Annotated in this window: 14 protein-coding genes; 13 read left to right on the top strand and 1 reads right to left on the bottom strand. The window is 72.7% G+C overall.

Going from position 1 to position 17,559, the window contains the following annotated elements; translation table 11 throughout:
- Positions 1 to 324: 324 nt before the first annotated feature.
- The 12 genes from ACIG36_RS24385 to ACIG36_RS24330 all read left to right on the top strand — a co-directional run bounded on the left by ACIG36_RS24385 (position 325) and on the right by ACIG36_RS24330 (position 15,506).
- The gene (locus ACIG36_RS24385; protein ID WP_399931562.1) at positions 325 to 1,131 is read left to right on the top strand and encodes a helix-turn-helix domain-containing protein; all 807 of its coding nucleotides are present in this window, start codon (positions 325 to 327) and stop codon (positions 1,129 to 1,131) included.
- Positions 1,128 to 2,030 carry a helix-turn-helix domain-containing protein gene (locus tag ACIG36_RS24380; protein ID WP_399931558.1) on the top strand — a complete coding sequence of 301 codons (903 nt, stop codon included), beginning with the start codon at positions 1,128 to 1,130 and terminating at the stop codon, positions 2,028 to 2,030. The genes ACIG36_RS24385 and ACIG36_RS24380 overlap by 4 nt, the downstream gene beginning before the upstream one ends.
- Before the next feature lie 460 nt (positions 2,031 to 2,490).
- Entirely contained in the window at positions 2,491 to 3,615 is a 1,125-nt protein-coding gene (locus ACIG36_RS24375) for a helix-turn-helix domain-containing protein (protein ID WP_399931555.1), read from the top strand.
- A gap of 178 nt (positions 3,616 to 3,793) precedes the next feature.
- Positions 3,794 to 4,783 (top strand): malate dehydrogenase, encoded by a 990-nt coding sequence (locus ACIG36_RS24370; RefSeq protein WP_399931553.1) that lies wholly within the window; start codon positions 3,794 to 3,796, stop codon positions 4,781 to 4,783.
- Positions 4,784 to 5,024: 241 nt separating this feature from the next.
- On the top strand, positions 5,025 to 6,617 hold the full coding sequence (locus ACIG36_RS24365) for a hypothetical protein (protein ID WP_399931551.1): 1,593 nt from the start codon (positions 5,025 to 5,027) through the stop codon (positions 6,615 to 6,617).
- Positions 6,614 to 7,162, top strand: coding sequence for a hypothetical protein (locus ACIG36_RS24360; RefSeq protein ID WP_399931548.1), 549 nt, complete (start codon positions 6,614 to 6,616; stop codon positions 7,160 to 7,162). Before ACIG36_RS24365 ends, ACIG36_RS24360 begins: the two co-directional genes overlap by 4 nt.
- A 13-nt stretch (positions 7,163 to 7,175) precedes the next feature.
- On the top strand, positions 7,176 to 8,075 hold the full coding sequence (locus ACIG36_RS24355) for a hypothetical protein (RefSeq protein WP_399931545.1): 900 nt from the start codon (positions 7,176 to 7,178) through the stop codon (positions 8,073 to 8,075).
- A 156-nt stretch (positions 8,076 to 8,231) separates the two neighbouring features.
- Positions 8,232 to 9,740, top strand: a complete 1,509-nt coding sequence (locus tag ACIG36_RS24350; protein ID WP_399931542.1) for an aldehyde dehydrogenase family protein — start codon at positions 8,232 to 8,234, stop codon at positions 9,738 to 9,740.
- Positions 9,741 to 9,825: 85 nt separating this feature from the next.
- Positions 9,826 to 11,361, top strand: coding sequence for a GMC family oxidoreductase (locus ACIG36_RS24345; RefSeq protein WP_399931539.1), 1,536 nt, complete (start codon positions 9,826 to 9,828; stop codon positions 11,359 to 11,361).
- Positions 11,358 to 12,512, top strand: coding sequence for a glycine betaine/L-proline ABC transporter ATP-binding protein (locus ACIG36_RS24340; RefSeq protein WP_399931536.1), 1,155 nt, complete (start codon positions 11,358 to 11,360; stop codon positions 12,510 to 12,512). The genes ACIG36_RS24345 and ACIG36_RS24340 overlap by 4 nt, the downstream gene beginning before the upstream one ends.
- On the top strand, positions 12,509 to 14,530 hold the full coding sequence (locus ACIG36_RS24335; protein WP_399931533.1) for an ABC transporter permease: 2,022 nt from the start codon (positions 12,509 to 12,511) through the stop codon (positions 14,528 to 14,530). The genes ACIG36_RS24340 and ACIG36_RS24335 overlap by 4 nt, the downstream gene beginning before the upstream one ends.
- A gap of 1 nt (position 14,531) precedes the next feature.
- On the top strand, positions 14,532 to 15,506 hold the full coding sequence (locus ACIG36_RS24330) for an ABC transporter substrate-binding protein (RefSeq protein WP_399931530.1): 975 nt from the start codon (positions 14,532 to 14,534) through the stop codon (positions 15,504 to 15,506).
- Between the two features lie 55 nt (positions 15,507 to 15,561).
- Here the strand turns inward: ACIG36_RS24330 and ACIG36_RS24325 are convergent, their stop codons facing one another.
- Positions 15,562 to 16,074: a carboxymuconolactone decarboxylase family protein gene (locus ACIG36_RS24325; protein ID WP_399931528.1), complete on the bottom strand. Its 513-nt coding sequence runs from the start codon at positions 16,072 to 16,074 to the stop codon at positions 15,562 to 15,564.
- Between the two features lie 47 nt (positions 16,075 to 16,121).
- On the opposite strand from ACIG36_RS24325, the gene ACIG36_RS24320 reads away from it, so the two are divergent.
- Complete coding sequence (locus ACIG36_RS24320) at positions 16,122 to 17,543, top strand: PLP-dependent aminotransferase family protein (RefSeq protein ID WP_399931525.1); 1,422 nt, start codon at positions 16,122 to 16,124, stop codon at positions 17,541 to 17,543.
- Positions 17,544 to 17,559 lie beyond the last annotated feature (16 nt).

Raw genomic sequence — 17,559 nt, 5'->3', positions numbered from 1 at the left:
TTCGGTTCCTCCCCGTTGTGGTGACGGCCGGCGACGCGGGGTGGACCGCGTCGCCGCCCGGCTTGCAGGACTGACTCTGATGCGCCACTTCTGCATCCGCCAGGCAATCCCCGGGAGTTGGGTCAAGCTGGGACGTCCCACCCCGTGACCTGCGGAGACGGCGGGTCCCACGACGACGTCGTGGGACGGCGTGCCCGCACCGGCGGTGGCCGGAAGTCGCGGTCGCCGCCCGCGGCGAGCGGAACCGGTGGGCGTGCCTCGCCATCATGTGCGGCATAGGAGGCTCGCCGCCTCACGGGCTTTGTGACGCGTATGGGGTGGAACATGCCGCGTTGGAAGGAATTACCCGCATCGCTCGACGAGCGAGTGCGGCAGTTGGTCGTACAGCTCCGAAGACTGAAGGACCGCAGTGGGCTGAGCCTGGCCTCACTGGCGGCCAAGACCTCCTACAGCCGTTCGTCCTGGGAGCGGTACCTCAACGGTAAGCAGCTGCCGCCGCGCGAGGCCGTCGAGGAGCTCGCGCGGGTGTGCGGCGGCGACACCACCCGGCTGCTGGTGCTCCACGAGGTCGCGGCCGAGGCATGGCCGGAGGAGAACGGTTTCGGCGACCACGACGACCTGGGCGACGACATGGCCGACGGGGTGGGCGAGGACGAGCCGGACCGCCCGGATGGCCCGGACGAGCCCGTCCGGGAGCGGGCCCGGCTGACGACCTGGGTGCTCGCCGGGGCCGTCGTCGCGCTGTCGGCCGCCCTGGTCGCGGTGCTGCTGGTCACCAAGCCGTGGCAGGACGACGGGGCCGGGGACAAGGCCAAGGCCCCCGCCGGCAACGCGCAGACCCCCTTCGTCTTCGTGCAGGGCCGTGCGCGGGCGTGCGACGTGGAGCGGCGGGACGGGCAGCTGGGCGCGGGGTACAGCGCGACCCGCACCACGCTCATGGACCTCAAGAGCTCGGGCTGGGAGGTGCTCGAGGCCCAGTGCCTGCTGAAGCACCACGGCTTCGACCCCGGCATCCCCGACGGCTCCTACGGCGAGCGGTCCAAGAAGGCCGCCCAGGCCTTCCAGAAGGACCGCGGCCTGGTGGTCGACGGCATCGTCGGGCCGGACACCTGGGGGGAGCTGCGCCGGTGAGTGGTGAACGGCCTGTTCCGGTCGAGTGCGCCCGGCTGGCCGCCGAGTTGCGCGAACTGAGGGAACGCACGGGGCTGAGCCTCGCCGCGCTCGGCGAGCGCACCCCGTACAGCAAGTCGTCGTGGGAGCGCTACCTCAACGGCAAGAAGCTGCCGCCGCGGCAGGCGGTGGACGCGCTGTGCCGGCTGGCGGACGAGCCGTCCGGGCGGCTGCTGGCCTTGTGGGAGCTGGCGGAGCAGGCGTGGAGCGGACGTTCCGGTTCGGCTCCTGCAGCCGCGGGTGCCGAACGAGCAACCGGGGCACCGGAGTCGGCCGGGGAGGCCGAAGAGCCCAGGGACGCAGCGGACGACAGCCCGTGGCGGGCGTTCGCCCGCGCCAGAAGGGCGTACGTGCTGTCCGGCGCCGCCGTGGTCGTGGTGGCCGTGACCGTGACGCTCTTCCTGACGGGCGGGTGGACGGCGTCCGGCGACCGGCAGCCCGACAGGCTTGCCGCCACCTCCCCCTATCCGCAGACGTGGGAGCCCGCCTGCAGGGACGAGCAGTGCGAGGCGGCGAACCCCACGGAGATGGGGTGCATCACGGAGACGGTCACGCTGCTCAAGCGCCGAACGGCAGGCGGGCAGCGGCTCGAGCTCCGTTACAACAGGACGTGCGGCACCGTCTGGGGCAAGGGCACGGCCCTGCGCCTGGGCGACCGGGTGGAGCTGCTGCTGCCGGGTTCCGACACCAAGGAGGTGAAGGCCGCCAGCCAGCGGGACACGGAGATGTATCTGGTGACCTCGATGACGGCGACCAAGGAGCCCTACCGGGCCCGGGTCTGCCTCAGGCTCGCCGACGGCGGGGAGCCGGAATGCTTCGCCCCGCCGGCGTCCATGTCCCCCTCCACGCGCGGCGGGTGACGGCTGCCGCGCGAAGGGCAGCGTATGGAACCGTGCAAATGGGTAGTAACGGGGTGGAGGAGAGCCGGCGGCTCGTCCTCCACCCCCGTGGGAGGACGGGCCGCCGTTCACCGTCGAGGATCATGACCGCGAGAGACGTGATCAAGGCCCGCAGCGGCCCTGTGGCGCGGAGGTGACCGTTCCGGTACGAGGTCGCCCTTCCGTATCAGCTCGGCGAGGCGCGTCACCGAGCGGTGACGCGCGGTGGGCGCGCGGTCGGCGGGCGGGGGCGCCGGACGCGCTCCCAGGGGCGTGCGCCCCGAGAGCTTGATCAACCTCAAATGCCACCGTGCGCCGCCCCATTGGGAACTGACATGCTGCTTTCGGGCATCCCCGTGGGTAGCCGATGACGAGGCTGTGCAGGGACGCCCGGCCACGTGGGGGAAGACGACCGCTCGTACCGGGGGACAGGGGGAGGGCAATGCCTCGTTGGAGGGCGCTACCGGAAGAACTCGATCCGCAGGTGCGCGAGTTCGCCGAACAGCTGCGCAGACTCGTCGAGCGCAGCGGCTTGAGCATCGCCGCCGTCGCGGACCGCACCGGCTACAGCAAGACGTCCTGGGAGCGCTACCTCAACGGCCGGTTGCTGCCGCCGCGCGGGGCGGCGGAGGCGCTGGCCGAGGCCACGGGTACCGACGTCGGGCATCTGGGCACGCTGTGGGAGCTGGCCGAACGGGCCTGGAGCCGCTCCGAGCTGCGGCACGACGTGACGATGGAGGCCATCAGGGTCGCCGAGGCCCGCGCGGCGCTGGGCGAGTTCGGGCCGTCGCCCGAGGCGGAGGGGCAGCGGGCGGCGGGGAGGATCCGTACCGCCCTGCGCAGCGAGAGTGCCGCGGCGCGGGAGACCGGCGACGGGCGTCAGGGCGGCGAGCCGAGGCCGGGCCCCGCATCCGCGGGGCCCACCGACGGTCCTGAGGCCACACCCCTGCCGGGTCTGTCCAGGCCGCCCGGCGAGTCGCCGGACGTCCGGGAGAAGGCGATCCCCCTCGCTCCCCCCAGGGACTCCGGGCGCACCCGCCGCAACGCCGTGCTGTTCACCGTGGGCGCCGTGGGTGCCCTCTTCGTCGTCGCCTCGGGCGTGCTGCTGCTCGGGGCGGGGGACGAGGGCAAGGTCGCGCACGGGGCGGTGGCCACGCCGAGCGTGAACAGCCCGGCCGCCCAGGTGCCCGAGGGCGTGAAGTGCTCCGGCGGCGACTGCGCCGGAAAGGACCCCGAGACCATGGGCTGCGGCGGCAGCCACGCCACCACGGCCGGTTCGGCGACGGTCGGCACCTCCTACCTCGAGGTGCGGTACAGCAAGGTCTGCGGTGCCGCCTGGGCCCGCATCACCCAGGCCGCGCCGGGGGACATTCTGCGCATAAGCACCACCGGCGGACAGTCCCGGACGGAGAGCGGCACGGTCGACCGCGGTGCCGACGGCCACACGCGCATGATCGCCGTGACGGACCCGGGCCAGGCGTCGGCGTGCGCGGCGCTGATGTCGGGGCGCAAGGGCTGCACGGTGCCGCGCCCGGCGGCGTCGGCGCGGCCGGGCCCCACCGGCTGAGCGTCCGGGCGGCGAGGCGGCGGTGAGGTGACGGCGGGGCGACGGTGAGGCGTCCCACACCGGGTCGGCGGTGCGGGGGGTGCGCGGTCGGATAGCCTGGCGCCGGATCTCTTGACACCAAGAGAGATCGACACACCTGGGCAGGGACACCCACCTCAGTTCGCAGCAGGAGATCGCCATGACCCGCACTCCCGTCAATGTCACCGTCACCGGCGCGGCCGGTCAGATCGGCTACGCGCTGCTCTTCCGCATCGCCTCCGGTCACCTCCTCGGCGCGGACGTGCCGGTCAAGCTGCGCCTGCTGGAGATCCCGCAGGGCCTGAAGGCCGCCGAGGGCACCGCCATGGAGCTCGACGACTGCGCGTTCCCGCTGCTGCGCGGCATCGAGATCACCGACGACCCGAACGTGGCCTTCGACGGTGCCAACGTCGCGCTGCTGGTCGGCGCCCGCCCCCGCACCAAGGGCATGGAGCGCGGCGACCTGCTCGAGGCCAACGGCGGCATCTTCAAGCCGCAGGGCAAGGCCATCAACGACCACGCCGCGGACGACATCAAGGTCCTCGTCGTGGGCAACCCGGCCAACACCAACGCCCTCATCGCGCAGGCGGCGGCCCCGGACGTGCCGGCCGAGCGCTTCACCGCGATGACCCGTCTGGACCACAACCGCGCCATCTCGCAGCTGGCCAAGAAGACCGGCGTCGCCGTCTCCGAGATCCGCCGCCTGACGATCTGGGGCAACCACTCCGCCACCCAGTACCCGGACATCTTCCACGCCGAGGTGGCGGGCAAGAACGCCGCCGAGGTCGTGAACGACGAGCAGTGGCTGGCCGACACCTTCATCCCGACCGTCGCCAAGCGCGGTGCCGCGATCATCGAGGCCCGTGGCGCCTCCTCGGCCGCCTCGGCCGCGAACGCCGCCATCGACCACGTCCACACCTGGGTCAACGGCACCGCCGACGGCGACTGGACCTCCATGGGCATCCCCTCGGACGGCTCCTACGGCGTCCCGCAGGGCCTCATCTCCTCCTTCCCGGTCACCGTGAAGGACGGCAAGTACGAGATCGTCCAGGGCCTGGAGATCAACGAGTTCTCCCGCGCCCGCATCGACGCCTCGGTCAAGGAGCTCGAGGAGGAGCGCGACGCGGTCCGCGGCCTCGGCCTCATCTGACCGGAGCGTGACCTGACCGGATCGGATCCGATCACTGATCCGATCGCCTGATCGCACACGCGAACGCCCCCGGCGGCCAATGAGCCGCCGGGGGCGTTCGCGTGTGCGACGAGGGTCCGATCCGGCGAACAGTCTCGGGACGACAGGGGTCACCCGCGGCCCCCGTGGCTTATTCTGAGGTCTTCCGAAAATACGTCAACTCGTGTAACCGAAAGCGAGTTCGACGGATCGGGGGATCGAGATGAGTCAGTCCGCCCACGAGTCCCCGACAGAGGCCACACGGTTACTCTGCGCGGGGACCTACCTCGACATCGAGTTCCGCCGCCGGGTCATCGAAGAGCTGGTGGAACATGAAGAACGACCGATCGCGCCCTCGCTGGGCGTGGACGTCGTGCCGGTGCTCGCACACGCGCTGCGCGCCCGGGGTCAGGACACGCTGACCGCACTGCTCCTGCTCGCCCTGTGGGTGGGCTTCATCGCCGTCGACTGGGCGTCCACCCCCGAAGGGGTGCCGGTGCCGATCTGGTCCGCGGCCTACGCCGTCGTCTGTCTGGTGCACTGGGCCGCGCACGCCGCCGCCGGGCGCGGCTCGGCCCCGTACGTCGTCGACAAGCGCACCTTGCGCCAGGCCCTCAAGGGCAATGCCGCCCTGCGCGCGCTGCTGCCCGTGGGGCTGCCCCTGCTGACGCTCGGCTACTGGGTGTTCACCTTCTGGGCGCTGTCCCAGGGGGCGAACAACTGGGTCGGCGTCATCTTCCCGCTGCTGCTGGTGCTGCCCGTGTGGCTGCACCGCCAGCGTGTGGCGGAGGTGATGCGCAACGAGCTGAGCCGCGAGGCCTTCCGCGCCCGGCCCCGGGCGATGCCCACCACCGCGTACCACCAGCGCATCGCCCGGTCCATCGACCGCGAGCAGTACGCGGGGCTGACGATCTACGACGCCTACCGGCCGTTCATCGGCATGGGCGTGCCCTACGAGCCGTGGTCCTTCGCGCTGGAGCTCAAGAAGCGCGAGGGCGCGGCGAGCGGGCCCGCGCCCTTCACCGGGCGCACCGTCGTCGAGCTGATCCGGCCCCGCCTCGAGGCGCTGCGCGAGGCCGCGGCGGCGACCAGCCGGGACCGGCTGAAGGACCTGGAGATCGAGGAGTTCGTCTACCTCCCCGTCGGGCCGCGGCGGACCGGCGTGGCGTACGACGACCAGACCGTACAGCGGCACCTGGCCGAGTCGGTCAACGAGGGCGGCGAGGCCCGCCGCTACTTCCTGCGCGTGCGCGTCGGCGCGTGGGACGAGCAGGTCGTCGTCTCCGTGCTGGCCAGGGTGCACACCCAGGGCGGGATGCTCGTCCTGGAAGTCGCCCCGCACGTCCTGGCGCCCGTCCGGCCCGAGTTCCGGGCGGTCGACGTGATCGCGTCGCGCGGCGAGGACGACATCCTGCGCGACGGCGTACGCGCGCTGCTGTCCGCGCCCGCCGCCGGATTCGCGGCGGCGATCTCCATGGTGCGCTCGGCCGCCTCCGGCTTCCGCACCTGGCTCGCCGATCCGCGGCGGGCGGTGCCGGACGGCCCCGCCGGCTCGGTACGGGAGATGGGCGGCGTGCAGGAGGTGTCCCTGTTCCAGGAGATGGACATCAGCCGCTATGTGAAGACGGTCCAGGACCGGATCGCCAGCGGCGTACGCGACGCCCTGCGCTCGCAGGGCTACGAGACGGACCAGTTCGAGCAGCAGATCGTGCAGATCAGTGAGGGCGGCATCTTCATCGGCTCGATGAGCGGCGGGGCCGTCGCCACGGGCGCGGGTGCCGAGGCCAAGAACCTCACCGGAAGCGGGGGACGATGACGACGGACGAACAGCACGAACGAGGAAAATCCGGCGCCGAGGGTGGCTCCGGTGGCTCCGGCGGCATCTCCATCGGCCGCATGACCGGCGGCGCGGCCGCCAGCGGTCCGGGCGCCACGGCCGAGGACCGCTCCGAACGGACCGGTGCGCCCGCCCCGCAGGAGGGCACGCACCACCCCGTCCCGCCCGTGCCCGCCCCGGGCCCCGGCGGCATCGTCATCGGCGAGATGAGTGGCGGCGCGGCCGCCACCGGCCGGGACGCCCGCGCGGTCGACGCCTCCCGCCGGCTGCTCACGGTCCCGCCCGAGCTGCTCACGGCGGTGGGGGAACTGCGGCAGGACCTGCCCCGGTTCGCCCGTACCGAGCGGCTGGCCGAGCTCGACGACGAGTTGACGGGCCTGGAGGAGGACGCCCGCCGGGAAGGCCGCACCCGCGGTGCGCGCCTGAGCCGGGTGCGCGAGCTGCTGACCGACGGCGCCACGGCCATCGGGGCGCTGGCGTCCGCCGCCGCCGTCGCCCAGGCGATCAGCCAGTTACTGACGTGAGGCGGCGAGGCACATGAGCTACTGGGACGCCGACCTGCAGCAGTGGGTGGACGAACCACCGACCGGAGCAACACCTTCCGCGGGTGAGCCCGAGGTGACCCTCGCGCCCCCGCCCGAACCACCGCCCACCGGCCCCTCGCACGCGTCGATCCTGGCCGGCGCGGTCGCCGGCGTGGTGCTGGCCGCCGCCATCGGCACCGGCATCTGGGCCCTCGTACGCGGCGACGACGACCCCGACGGCGACAGCGGCATCTACGGGACGCCCAGCGCCACCGCCTCCCCGAGCCCCGGCCCGTCGACGTACGGGTCCTCGTCCGGGTCGACGTACGGGTCCTCTTCCGGATCGACCTACGGCTCCACGTACGGGTCGACCTATGGATCGTCGTACGGCTCCACCTACGGCACGACGTCCGGCACGACGTCGGGCGGCGGCTACACCCCCGCCCCGAGTCCCACCACCGGCCCCACCACAGGAACGGGCCGGTACGTACGCACCGTGGATCCCGCCGGATTCCGGCTGGACGTGCCCACGGGGTGGACGCGCAGCACCGAGGGGACCAGCGTGTTCTACAAGTCGTCCGACGGCCGCCGCCTGATCCAGGTCTTCGCGCTCCAGGGCCCGGAGACGACGCCGTACGACTCCCTGCTGGCCACCGAGAAGTACGTCTCGAAGTACCGCGACTACCGGAAGATCCGCCTCAGCAGGCTGAGCGGGGACGCCGGCGAGTACGAGTACACCTACACCCACGCCGACTACTCCACCCGCCACGTCGTCCTCCAGGCCCGTACCGCGCCCGACCGGCGCAAATACGCGCTGCTGGTCGCCGGACCCGGGTACGACCGGTCGACGACGCTGCAGACCTACCGGGCGGTGACGGGCTCCTTCTGCCCGACCGGCTACTGCTCGGGCTAGGCAGCAGCGACTCAGAGTGACTCGCGTCACTCTTCGTGAAAAAGGAGGCATAGGTTCTCCCCCTCTGGTTAGGGGCGTCCCGTTGCCGGTGCCGGGCCGTTCGCGGTCCGCACCGGCGACGCGACCGTTCGTCACCGGAAGGCAAGGGCACAAGTGATGTCGTCAGTCGAGACCATCCACGTCGACGGGGTGTGGCGCGGCGCCGCGTCCGGCGCGCAGCGGGAGGTCCTCGACCCCGCGGACGCCACGACGCTGGCCATCGTTTCCGAGGGCGGCGTGGCGGACACCGACGCCGCCGTGGCCGCCGCCCGCCGCGCGTTCGACGGGGGCGAGGGCCGCTGGCCGCGCACGCCCGTCGCCGAGCGGGCCGCGCTGCTGCGCCGTGTGGCGGACCTCCTCGAGCGCGACCGCGAGGAGATCGCGCTGACCGAGAGCCGGGACACCGGCAAGACCCTCGAAGAGGGCCGCATCGACGTCGACTGCGTACGCGACGCCTTCCGCTACTTCGCCGACCTGGTGGTGGCCGAGGGCCCCGGCCGCGTCGTCGACGCCGGCTCGGACACCGTGCACAGCGTCGTCGTGCACGAGCCGGTCGGCGTGTGCGCGCTGATCACGCCCTGGAACTACCCGCTGCTGCAGGCCAGCTGGAAGATCGCCCCGGCCCTGGCCGCCGGCAACACCTTCGTGATCAAGCCCAGCGAGGTCACCCCGCTGTCCACCGTGCACCTGGTCCGGCTGCTGGCCGAGGCCGGACTGCCGGACGGCGTCGCCAACCTCGTCACCGGCGCGGGCGACCCCGTCGGCGCCCGGCTCGCCGAGCACCCGGACGTCGACCTCGTCTCCTTCACCGGCGGCCTCGCCAGCGGCACCAAGGTGGCGGCCGCCGCCGCGCCGACCGTCAAGAAGGTCGCCCTCGAACTCGGCGGCAAGAACCCCAACGTCGTCTTCGCCGACGCCTGCGCGAGCGACGAGGACTTCGACACCGTCGTCGACCAGGCCCTCAACGCCGCCTTCATCCACAGCGGCCAGGTCTGCTCGGCCGGCTCCCGCCTCATCATCGAGGAGTCCGTGCGCGACCGCTTCGTCGCCGAACTCGCCCGCCGCGCCGAGCGGATCAGGCTCGGGCGCGGCACCGAGAAGGGTGTCGAGTGCGGACCGCTGGTCTCCGCGCAGCAGCTCGCCAAGACCGAGGCGTACGTGTCCTTCGCGCTCGCCGAGGGCGCGGCCCTGCGCTGCGGCGGCCGCCGCCCCGAGCCCAGTGACGTCCGTCCGGCGACCGGCTACTTCTACGCGCCGACCGTGCTGGACCTGTGCCACGGCGAGATGAAGGTCGTCCGCGAGGAGACCTTCGGCCCCATCCTCACCGTCGAGACCTTCCACACGGAGGACGAGGCGGTGGCGCTGGCCAACGACACCGAGTACGGCCTGGCGGGCGCGGTCTGGACGAAGGACGCGGGCCGTGCGCGCCGCGTCGCCGGCCGGCTGCGCCACGGCACGGTGTGGATCAACGACTACCACCCCTACCTCCCGCAGGCGGAATGGGGCGGCTTCGGCAAGTCCGGCGTCGGGCGCGAGCTGGGCCCGTCCGGACTGGCCGAGTACCGCGAGGCCAAGCACGTCTACCAGAACCTCGAGCCGAAGCCGGTGCGCTGGTTCGCGGGCTGAGTCCGCGGCACACCGCCCGGCCCCCGCGCCACCGCGCACGTTGCCGCAGCAACGTTCCTGCCCGCAGAAGGAGTTCACCCCCATCATGTCCCTCCACGACTATGTCGTCATCGGCGGCGGCACCGCAGGCTCCGTCATCGCCTCCCGCCTGACCGAGGACCCCGACGTGAGCGTCGCCGTCATCGAGGGCGGCCCCACCGACGTCGGCCGCGAGGACGTCCTGACCCTGCGCCGCTGGCTCGGCCTGCTCGGCGGCGACCTGGACTACGACTACCCGACCACCGAGCAGCCGCGCGGCAACTCCCACATCCGGCACAGCCGCGCCCGCGTCCTGGGCGGCTGCTCCTCGCACAACACCCTCATCTCCTTCAAGCCGCTGCCCGGCGACTGGGACGAGTGGGCCGAGGCGGGCGCCGAGGGCTGGGACGCGGAGTCGATGGACCCCTACTTCGCCCGGCTGCGCAACAACATCGTGCCGGTGGACGAGAAGGACCGGAACGCCATCGCCCGCGACTTCGTCGAGGCAGCGCTGCAGGCGGCCGACGTGCCGCGCGTCGAGGGCTTCAACAGGAAGCCCTTCCACGAGGGCGTGGGCTTCTTCGACCTCGCCTACCACCCCGAGGACAACAGGCGCTCCTCCGCCTCGGTGGCCTACCTCCACCCCTTCCTCGACCGCCCCAACCTCCACCTGATGCTGGAGACCTGGGCGTACCGGCTGGAGCTGGACGGCACCCGCGCCACGGGCGTGTGGGTGCGCACCAAGGACGGCGAGGAGGTCCTCGTCGAGGCGCGGCGCGAGGTGCTGGTGTGCGCCGGCGCCGTGGACACCCCGCGGCTGCTGCTGCACTCGGGCATCAGCCCCAAGGCCGACCTGGACGCGCTGGGCATACCCGTGGTCCACGACCTGCCGGGCGTCGGCGAGAACCTGCTCGACCACCCCGAGTCGGTCATCGTGTGGGAGACGGACGGCCCGATCCCCGAGAACTCGGCGATGGACTCCGACGCGGGCCTGTTCGTGCAGCGCGACCCGGCGGCGGGCGGCCCCGACCTGATGTTCCACTTCTACCAGATCCCCTTCACCGACAACCCCGAGCGCCTGGGCTACGAGAAGCCCGAGCACGGCGTGTCGATGACCCCCAACATCCCCAAGCCGCGCAGCCGCGGCCGGCTCTACCTGACCAGCGCCGACCCGGCCGTCAAGCCCGCCCTCGACTTCCGCTACTTCACGGACGAGGAGGACTACGACGCCCGTACGCTCGTCGACGGCATCCGCCTCGCCCGCGAGATCGCGAAGACCGAGCCGCTGGCGGGCTGGCTCAAGCGCGAGGTCTGCCCCGGCCCGGAGATCACCTCGGACGAGGACCTCAGCGAGTACGCGCGCAAGGTCGCCCACACCGTCTACCACCCGGCCGGCACCTGCCGCATGGGCGCCGTCGGCGACGAACTGGCCGTCGTCGACCCGCAGTTGCGCATTCGCGGGCTGGACGGTATCCGTATCGCCGACGCGTCGGTCTTCCCGACGATGACGGCCGTCAACCCGATGATCGGCGTGCTGATGGTGGGGGAGAAGTGCGCCGAACTGCTTGCAGCAGGCTCCGAAAACGGAGGTGACGTCCAGTGAACGGCACCAGTACCGGAGGCGGCCCAGTGGGCAGGAACGCGCAGCAGGCGGCCGCGGCCGCCACGACCACGGTGGACGGCCCGGCCGGGCCGCCCGTCTTCTCCGTCCGCAACCTGTGGAAGGTCTTCGGCCCCAAGGCCGAGCGCGTGCCCGGCGGCGAGCTGGCCGGCCTGTCCCCCGAGGAGCTGCGCGAGCGCACCGGTTGCACTGTCGCCGTCCGCGACGTCTCCTTCGACGTCCGCCCCGGCGAGTGCTTCGTGGTCATGGGCCTCTCCGGCTCCGGCAAGTCCACGCTCGTCCGATGCCTCACCCGCCTCATCGAGCCCACCGCCGGCACGATCGCCATCGACGGCGAGGACGTGCGCGGCATGGACAAGGGCGCCCTGCGCGACCTGCGCCGGCACCGGGCCGCCATGGTCTTCCAGCACTTCGGGCTGCTCCCGCACCGCACCGTCCTCGACAACGTCGCCTACGGCCTGGAGATCCAGGGCGTCGGCAAGGCCGAACGCCGCGCCAAGGCCGCCGAGATGGTGGAGAAGGTCGGCCTGGCGGGCATGGAGGCCCGCCGCCCCGGCCAGCTCTCCGGCGGCCAGCAGCAGCGCGTCGGCCTGGCCAGGGCCCTGGCCGCCGACCCCGAGGTGCTGCTGTTCGACGAGCCGTTCAGCGCCCTCGACCCGCTGATCCGCCGCGACATGCAGGAAGAGGTCGTACGCCTCAACCGCGACGAGGGCCGCACGATGGTCTTCATCACCCACGACCTGAGCGAGGCCCTGCGCGTCGGCGACCGCATCGCCCTGATGCGCGGCGGCCGCGTCGTGCAGTGCGGCACCCCCGAGGAGATCGTCGGCTCCCCGGCCGACGACTACGTCCGCGACTTCGTCCGGGACGTGCCGCGCGAGCAGGTCCTGACCGTCCGCCGCGCCATGCGCCCGGTGCGCAGCGCCGGCGAGGCCGAGTCCGGGCCCGCGCTCACCCCCGCGACGACCGTCGCCGACGCCATCGAGACCGTGGCCCGCACCGGCGGCCCGGCCCGGGTCGTCGACGCCGGACGGTGCCTGGGCATCGTCGACTTCAAGTCCCTGCTGAACATCGTCGCGGGGCTCGACCGGATACCCGGCCGGGTGCACTCCCTCAAGAAGGCCGTGGCATGAGCAGCGTCACCACCACCGTCCCCCACCAGGCGGCCGCGCCGCCGGGCCCGCTGCGCGCCGCCTGGCGGCGGCCCGTGGCGCGCAAGCTGCTGCTGCTCGGCGCCGCCACCGCCGTGCTGGCGCCGCTCGCCGCGGCCCGCTGGGGCAGCGGCGCCTGGCCGGACGCGCTGACCGTCGACCTGGCCGGCCCGCTGGGCCGGGCCAACGACTGGATCATCGACAACCGCGACAGCCACTGGCTCTTCCTGTACTTCTTCGGGCACATCAGCAACGCCATCATCGCGGCGGTGCGGGGTGTGTACGTGGTGCTGCTCGCCCTCGGCTGGGCCGGTGTCACGGCGGGCGCCACGCTGCTGGCCTGGCGGCTGGCGGGCGTACGGGCGGGCGTGACCGCGCTCGCGTCGTTCGCCGTGTGCGGGCTGCTGGGCATGTGGGTGCCGACGATGCGCACCCTCGCGCTGATGATCGTCGCCGTCGCGGCCTCGGTCGCGGTCGGCGCGCTGCTGGGCCTCGCGGCCGGGCTGTCGGACCGTACGTTCCGGGCGCTGCGCCCCGTGCTGGACACCATGCAGGCGCTGCCGGCCTTCGCCTATCTGCTGCCGGTGGTGCTGGTCTTCGGCATCGGCGTGGCACCGGCCGTGCTGGCCACCGTCGTCTACGCGGCCCCGCCGATGGCGAGGCTGACGGCCCTGGGCCTGCGCGGCACGGACAAGGGCGTGCTGGAGGCGGTCGACTCGCTGGGCGCCACCGGCCGCCAGCGACTGCTGACGGCACGGCTGCCGCTGGCCCGCCGCGAGCTGCTGCTGGGCGTCAACCAGAGCATCATGATGGCGCTGTCGATGGCGGTCATCGCCTCGGTCATCGGCGCCGACGGCCTCGGCGACCGCGTCTACCAGGCCCTGTCCACGGTCGACGTCGGCAGCGCCCTGGCAGCAGGCATCCCGATCGTCCTGCTGGCGATCGTCCTCGACCGGACGACGGCGGGCTCGGCGTCCCCGCGCCGGTTGTGGGCAGTCGTTCCGCAGGGCGATGGGGGCACCCCCGGCCGAAGGCTGGGGGAGGGTGGGCACAACCGGAAACGGACCCGCACCCGAACGGCAACCACGTGGGCCGCAGCCATCGCGGCGGTCGCAGCCCTCGGCCGCCTGACGGGCACGTCCTGGCCCGACACCTGGACCGTCGCGATAGCGACCCCGGTCAACAACGCCAAGGACTGGATGGTCGACCACCTCTACACCGGCCTCCCCGCAGGCCTCGGCGGCACCGCCGACTGGGCCGCCCACTACACCGCCTGGGTCCTCGACCCCCTGCGCGACGGCCTCCAGGGCCTCCCCTGGTGGGGCGCGCTGGTCCTGGTGGCCGCCCTCTCCTGGGCGATCGGCACCTGGCGCACCGCCCTGACGGCCGTCCTGTCGCTGGCCGCGATCGGCGTGCTGGGCCGCTGGACCGTCGCCATGGACACGCTGTCCCAGGTGCTGGCGGCGGTGGCCGTCACGCTCGTCCTGGGCATCGCGATCGCGGTCGCCGCGGCCCGCAGCCCGCGGGTGGAGCGGCTGCTGCGGCCGGTCCTGGACGTCTTCCAGACCATGCCGCAGTTCGTGTACCTGATCCCGGTCGTCGCCCTCTTCGGCATCGGCCGTGCGCCGGCCGCCGCGGCCGCGATCGTCTACGCGCTGCCGGCCGTCGTCCGCATCGTCAGCCAGGGGCTGCGGCAGGCCGACCCGGCCGCCCTGGAGTCGGCCCGCTCGCTGGGCGCGACGGGCGGGCAGCAGCTGCGACACGTGCAGTTCCCGCTCGCACGCGCGGAGTTGCTGCTCGCGGTCAACCAGGCCGTGGTGCTGGTGCTGTCCGTCGTCATCATCGGCGGCCTCGTCGGCGGCGGGGCGCTCGGCTACGAGGTGGTCTTCGGCCTGGCGCAGGGCGACCTGGCCACCGGGCTGATGGCCGGTACGGCGATCGCCTGCCTGGGGCTGATGCTCGACCGGGTCACACAGCCGACGAAGACGAAGGAGGACTGAGATGCTGCTGCGCACGAAGGTGCTCACCGGCGCGGCCGTCGTCGCCCTCGTGGCGACGGCCACGGGCTGCGGCGCGGCCGACATGACCAAGCAGTCCTCGCCGTACGCCAACGCGGCGGGCGCGAAGACCGTCACCCTCTCCGTGCAGTCCTGGGTCGGCGCCCGCGCGAACGCGGCCGTCGCCCAGTACCTGCTGGAGCACGAGCTGGGCTACCGGGTGGACACCGTCCAGGTCGACGAGGTCCCCGCCTGGGACGCCCTCAGCCAGGGCCGCGTCGACGCCATCCTGGAGGACTGGGGCCACCCGGAGCAGGAGAAGCGTTACGTCAAGCAGAAGAAGACCGTCACGGACGGCGGCGGTATCGGCGTCACCGGCCACATCGGCTGGTGGGTGCCCAAGTACTTCGCCGACGCCCACCCGGACGTCCTGGACTGGAAGAACCTGAACAAGTACGCCGCGCAGCTGCGCGGCCCGGAGAGCGGCGGCAAGGGGCAGCTGCTGGACGGCTCGCCGTCCTACGTCACCAACGACAAGGCGCTGGTGAAGAACCTGAACCTGGACTACCAGGTCGTCTTCGCCGGCTCCGAGGCCGCCCAGATCACCCAGATCCAGCAGTACGCCAAGCAGAAGAAGCCCTTCCTGACGTACTGGTACGAGCCCCAGTGGCTGTTCAACGAGGTTCCGATGGTCGAGGTGAAGCTCCCCGAGCACACCGAGGCCTGCGCCGAGAAGGGCGCGGAGGACCCGTCGACGGTCGACTGCGCGTATCCGACGACGCCGCTGAAGAAGTTCCTGAACACCGAGTTCACGAAGAAGGGCGGCAAGGCGGCCCGCTTCCTGAAGAACTTCACCTGGTCGAAGGCGGACCAGAACGAGGTGGCGCAGATGATCGCCGAGGACAGGCTCTCGGCGGACGAGGCGGCCAAGCGCTGGGTCGAGAAGCACCCGGACGTCTGGAAGGCCTGGCTGAAGTAGCACGGCAGGCGGCCGGCGGCACCCCTGTTGCCTCCGGCCGCCTCCCGCTCGACGATCAGTGCTTCAGGGAACCCGGCTTGTAGTGGCCCGGGACGCCGCGCGTGGTCACGGCGATGCGGTTCCAGGCGTTGATCACGATGATCGCCGAGATGAGGTGCGCGAGCTCGGTCTCGTCGAACTGCTCGGCGGCCTTGGCATAGACCTCGTCCGGGACGAAGCCGTCCGTCAGGACGGTGATCGCCTCGGTCAGCTCGATCGCCGCGATCTCCTTCGCGGTGTAGAAGTGCTTCGACTCCTCCCACGCGCTCAGCTGGATGATGCGCTCGACGCTCTCGCCCGCCGCCAGGGCGTCCTTGGTGTGCATGTCCAGGCAGAAGGCACAGTGGTTGATCTGCGAGGCGCGGATCTTCACCAGCTCCAGCAGCACGGGGTCGACACCCTTGTTGGCCGCCGAGTCCAGCTTGATCATCGCCTTGTAGACGTCGGGGGCCAGGTTCGGCAGCTGCATGCGGGGGGTGTGCTCGGGCACGTACTGGCCGGTGGTGTTCGTGTTCTCGTTCGTCGTCATGCCTACGACCCTACGGATCCGGTAGCCCACCGGTATGGTCCATTTCCATGGTGGAAAAGTGGGCCACTTCCGGCTCTGACCTGCATCTCGACCTCACCGGTCCCGGTGGCGTGCGCGCCTGCCTGACCCGCGCGCTGCGGGAGTCCGTACGGACGGGCCGGCTCACCCCGGGCACCCGGCTGCCGTCCTCCCGCACCCTCGCCGCCGACCTGGGCATCGCCCGCAACACCGTCGCCGAGGCCTACGGCGACCTGGTCGCCGAGGGCTGGCTCACCGCCCGCCAGGGCTCCGGCACCCGCGTCGCACAGCGCACCGGGACACCGCGCGCGAGCGCTCCCGCCCGTGGCCCGCGCCCCGCCCGCGCCCGGCCGAAGGCCGCGTACGACCTGATGCCCGGCACCGCCGACGTCGCCTCCTTCCCGCGTGCCGCCTGGCTGTCGGCCGCGCGCCGGGCGCTGACCGCCGCGCCCAACTCGGCCTTCGGCTACGCCGACCCGGCCGGGCGGCCCGAGCTGCGGGCCGTCCTCGCCGACTACCTGGCACGGGCCCGCGGCGTGCGCGCCACCCCGGAGCGGATCGTGGTGTGCGCCGGGTTCATGCAGGGGCTGGCGGTCCTGAGCAGGGTCCTGCGGGGGCGCGGGGTGCGCGAGATGGGCGTGGAGTCGTACGGGCTGTGGTTCCACCGCGAGGTGATCGACCGCGCCGGGCTGCGCACGACGCCGCTCGGCCTGGACGAACGCGGCACGCGCACCGAGGACCTGGCCGCCCTCAAGGCCGCGCGGGCCGTCCTGCTCACCCCCGCCCACCAGTTCCCCATGGGCGTGGCCCTGCACCCGGACCGGCGCGCGGCGGTCGTCGGCTGGGCCGCGCGCACCGGCGGGCTGATCCTCGAGGACGACTACGACGGCGAGTTCCGCTACGACCGGCAGCAGGTCGGCGCCCTGCAGGGCCTGGACCCCGAGCGGGTGGTCTACTTCGGCACGGCGAGCAAGAGCCTGGCCCCCGCCCTGCGGCTCGCGTGGATGGTGCTGCCCGAGGACCTCGTCGACGAGGTGCTGACCGTCAAGGGCATGGGTGAGTACCAGTCGGGCGCCCTCGACCAGCTGACCCTCGCGGAGTTCATCGACTCCGGCGCGTACGACCGTCACCTGCGCGCCATGCGCCTGCGCTACCGCCGCCGCCGCGACCAGCTGGTGTCCGTCCTCGCCGAGCACGCCCCGCACGTCCGCGTCACGGGCATCGCCGCGGGCCTGCACGCCGTGCTCGAACTGCCTGACGGCACCGAGCGCGGCACGCTCAAGGCGGCGGCCTGGCAGGGCCTGGCCGTCGAGGGCCTGAGCCGCTACCGCCACCCGGAGGCCCCGCCGGCCCGCGACGGCCTGATCGCCGCCTACGGCACCCCGCCGGACCACGCCTTCACGGGTGTCCTGGACGCGCTGGTGCGGACGCTGTCGGGGACGGGGGAGTGAGGCGGGAACGTGCCGG

The sequence above is a fragment of the Streptomyces sp. NPDC053048 genome (genome assembly GCF_044547045.1).
GTDB lineage: Bacteria > Actinomycetota > Actinomycetes > Streptomycetales > Streptomycetaceae > Streptomyces.
Note: the sequence above shows the minus strand (reverse complement) of the source record. Positions and strands in the feature narration are given on the sequence as shown.

Bases quoted from the DNA above. Each gene is read 5' to 3' on its own strand.
- ACIG36_RS24330 (WP_399931530.1), top strand. From the start codon at position 14,532: ATGCTGCTGCGCACGAAGGTGCTCACCGGCGCGGCCGTCGTCGCCCTC.
- ACIG36_RS24325 (WP_399931528.1), bottom strand. From the start codon at position 16,074: ATGACGACGAACGAGAACACGAACACCACCGGCCAGTACGTGCCCGAG.
- ACIG36_RS24360 (WP_399931548.1), top strand. From the start codon at position 6,614: ATGACGACGGACGAACAGCACGAACGAGGAAAATCCGGCGCCGAGGGT.
- ACIG36_RS24370 (WP_399931553.1), top strand. From the start codon at position 3,794: ATGACCCGCACTCCCGTCAATGTCACCGTCACCGGCGCGGCCGGTCAG.
- ACIG36_RS24365 (WP_399931551.1), top strand. From the start codon at position 5,025: ATGAGTCAGTCCGCCCACGAGTCCCCGACAGAGGCCACACGGTTACTC.
- ACIG36_RS24355 (WP_399931545.1), top strand. From the start codon at position 7,176: ATGAGCTACTGGGACGCCGACCTGCAGCAGTGGGTGGACGAACCACCG.
- ACIG36_RS24375 (WP_399931555.1), top strand. From the start codon at position 2,491: ATGCCTCGTTGGAGGGCGCTACCGGAAGAACTCGATCCGCAGGTGCGC.
- ACIG36_RS24345 (WP_399931539.1), top strand. From the start codon at position 9,826: ATGTCCCTCCACGACTATGTCGTCATCGGCGGCGGCACCGCAGGCTCC.
- ACIG36_RS24320 (WP_399931525.1), top strand. From the start codon at position 16,122: ATGGTGGAAAAGTGGGCCACTTCCGGCTCTGACCTGCATCTCGACCTC.
- ACIG36_RS24350 (WP_399931542.1), top strand. From the start codon at position 8,232: ATGTCGTCAGTCGAGACCATCCACGTCGACGGGGTGTGGCGCGGCGCC.
- ACIG36_RS24335 (WP_399931533.1), top strand. From the start codon at position 12,509: ATGAGCAGCGTCACCACCACCGTCCCCCACCAGGCGGCCGCGCCGCCG.
- ACIG36_RS24385 (WP_399931562.1), top strand. From the start codon at position 325: ATGCCGCGTTGGAAGGAATTACCCGCATCGCTCGACGAGCGAGTGCGG.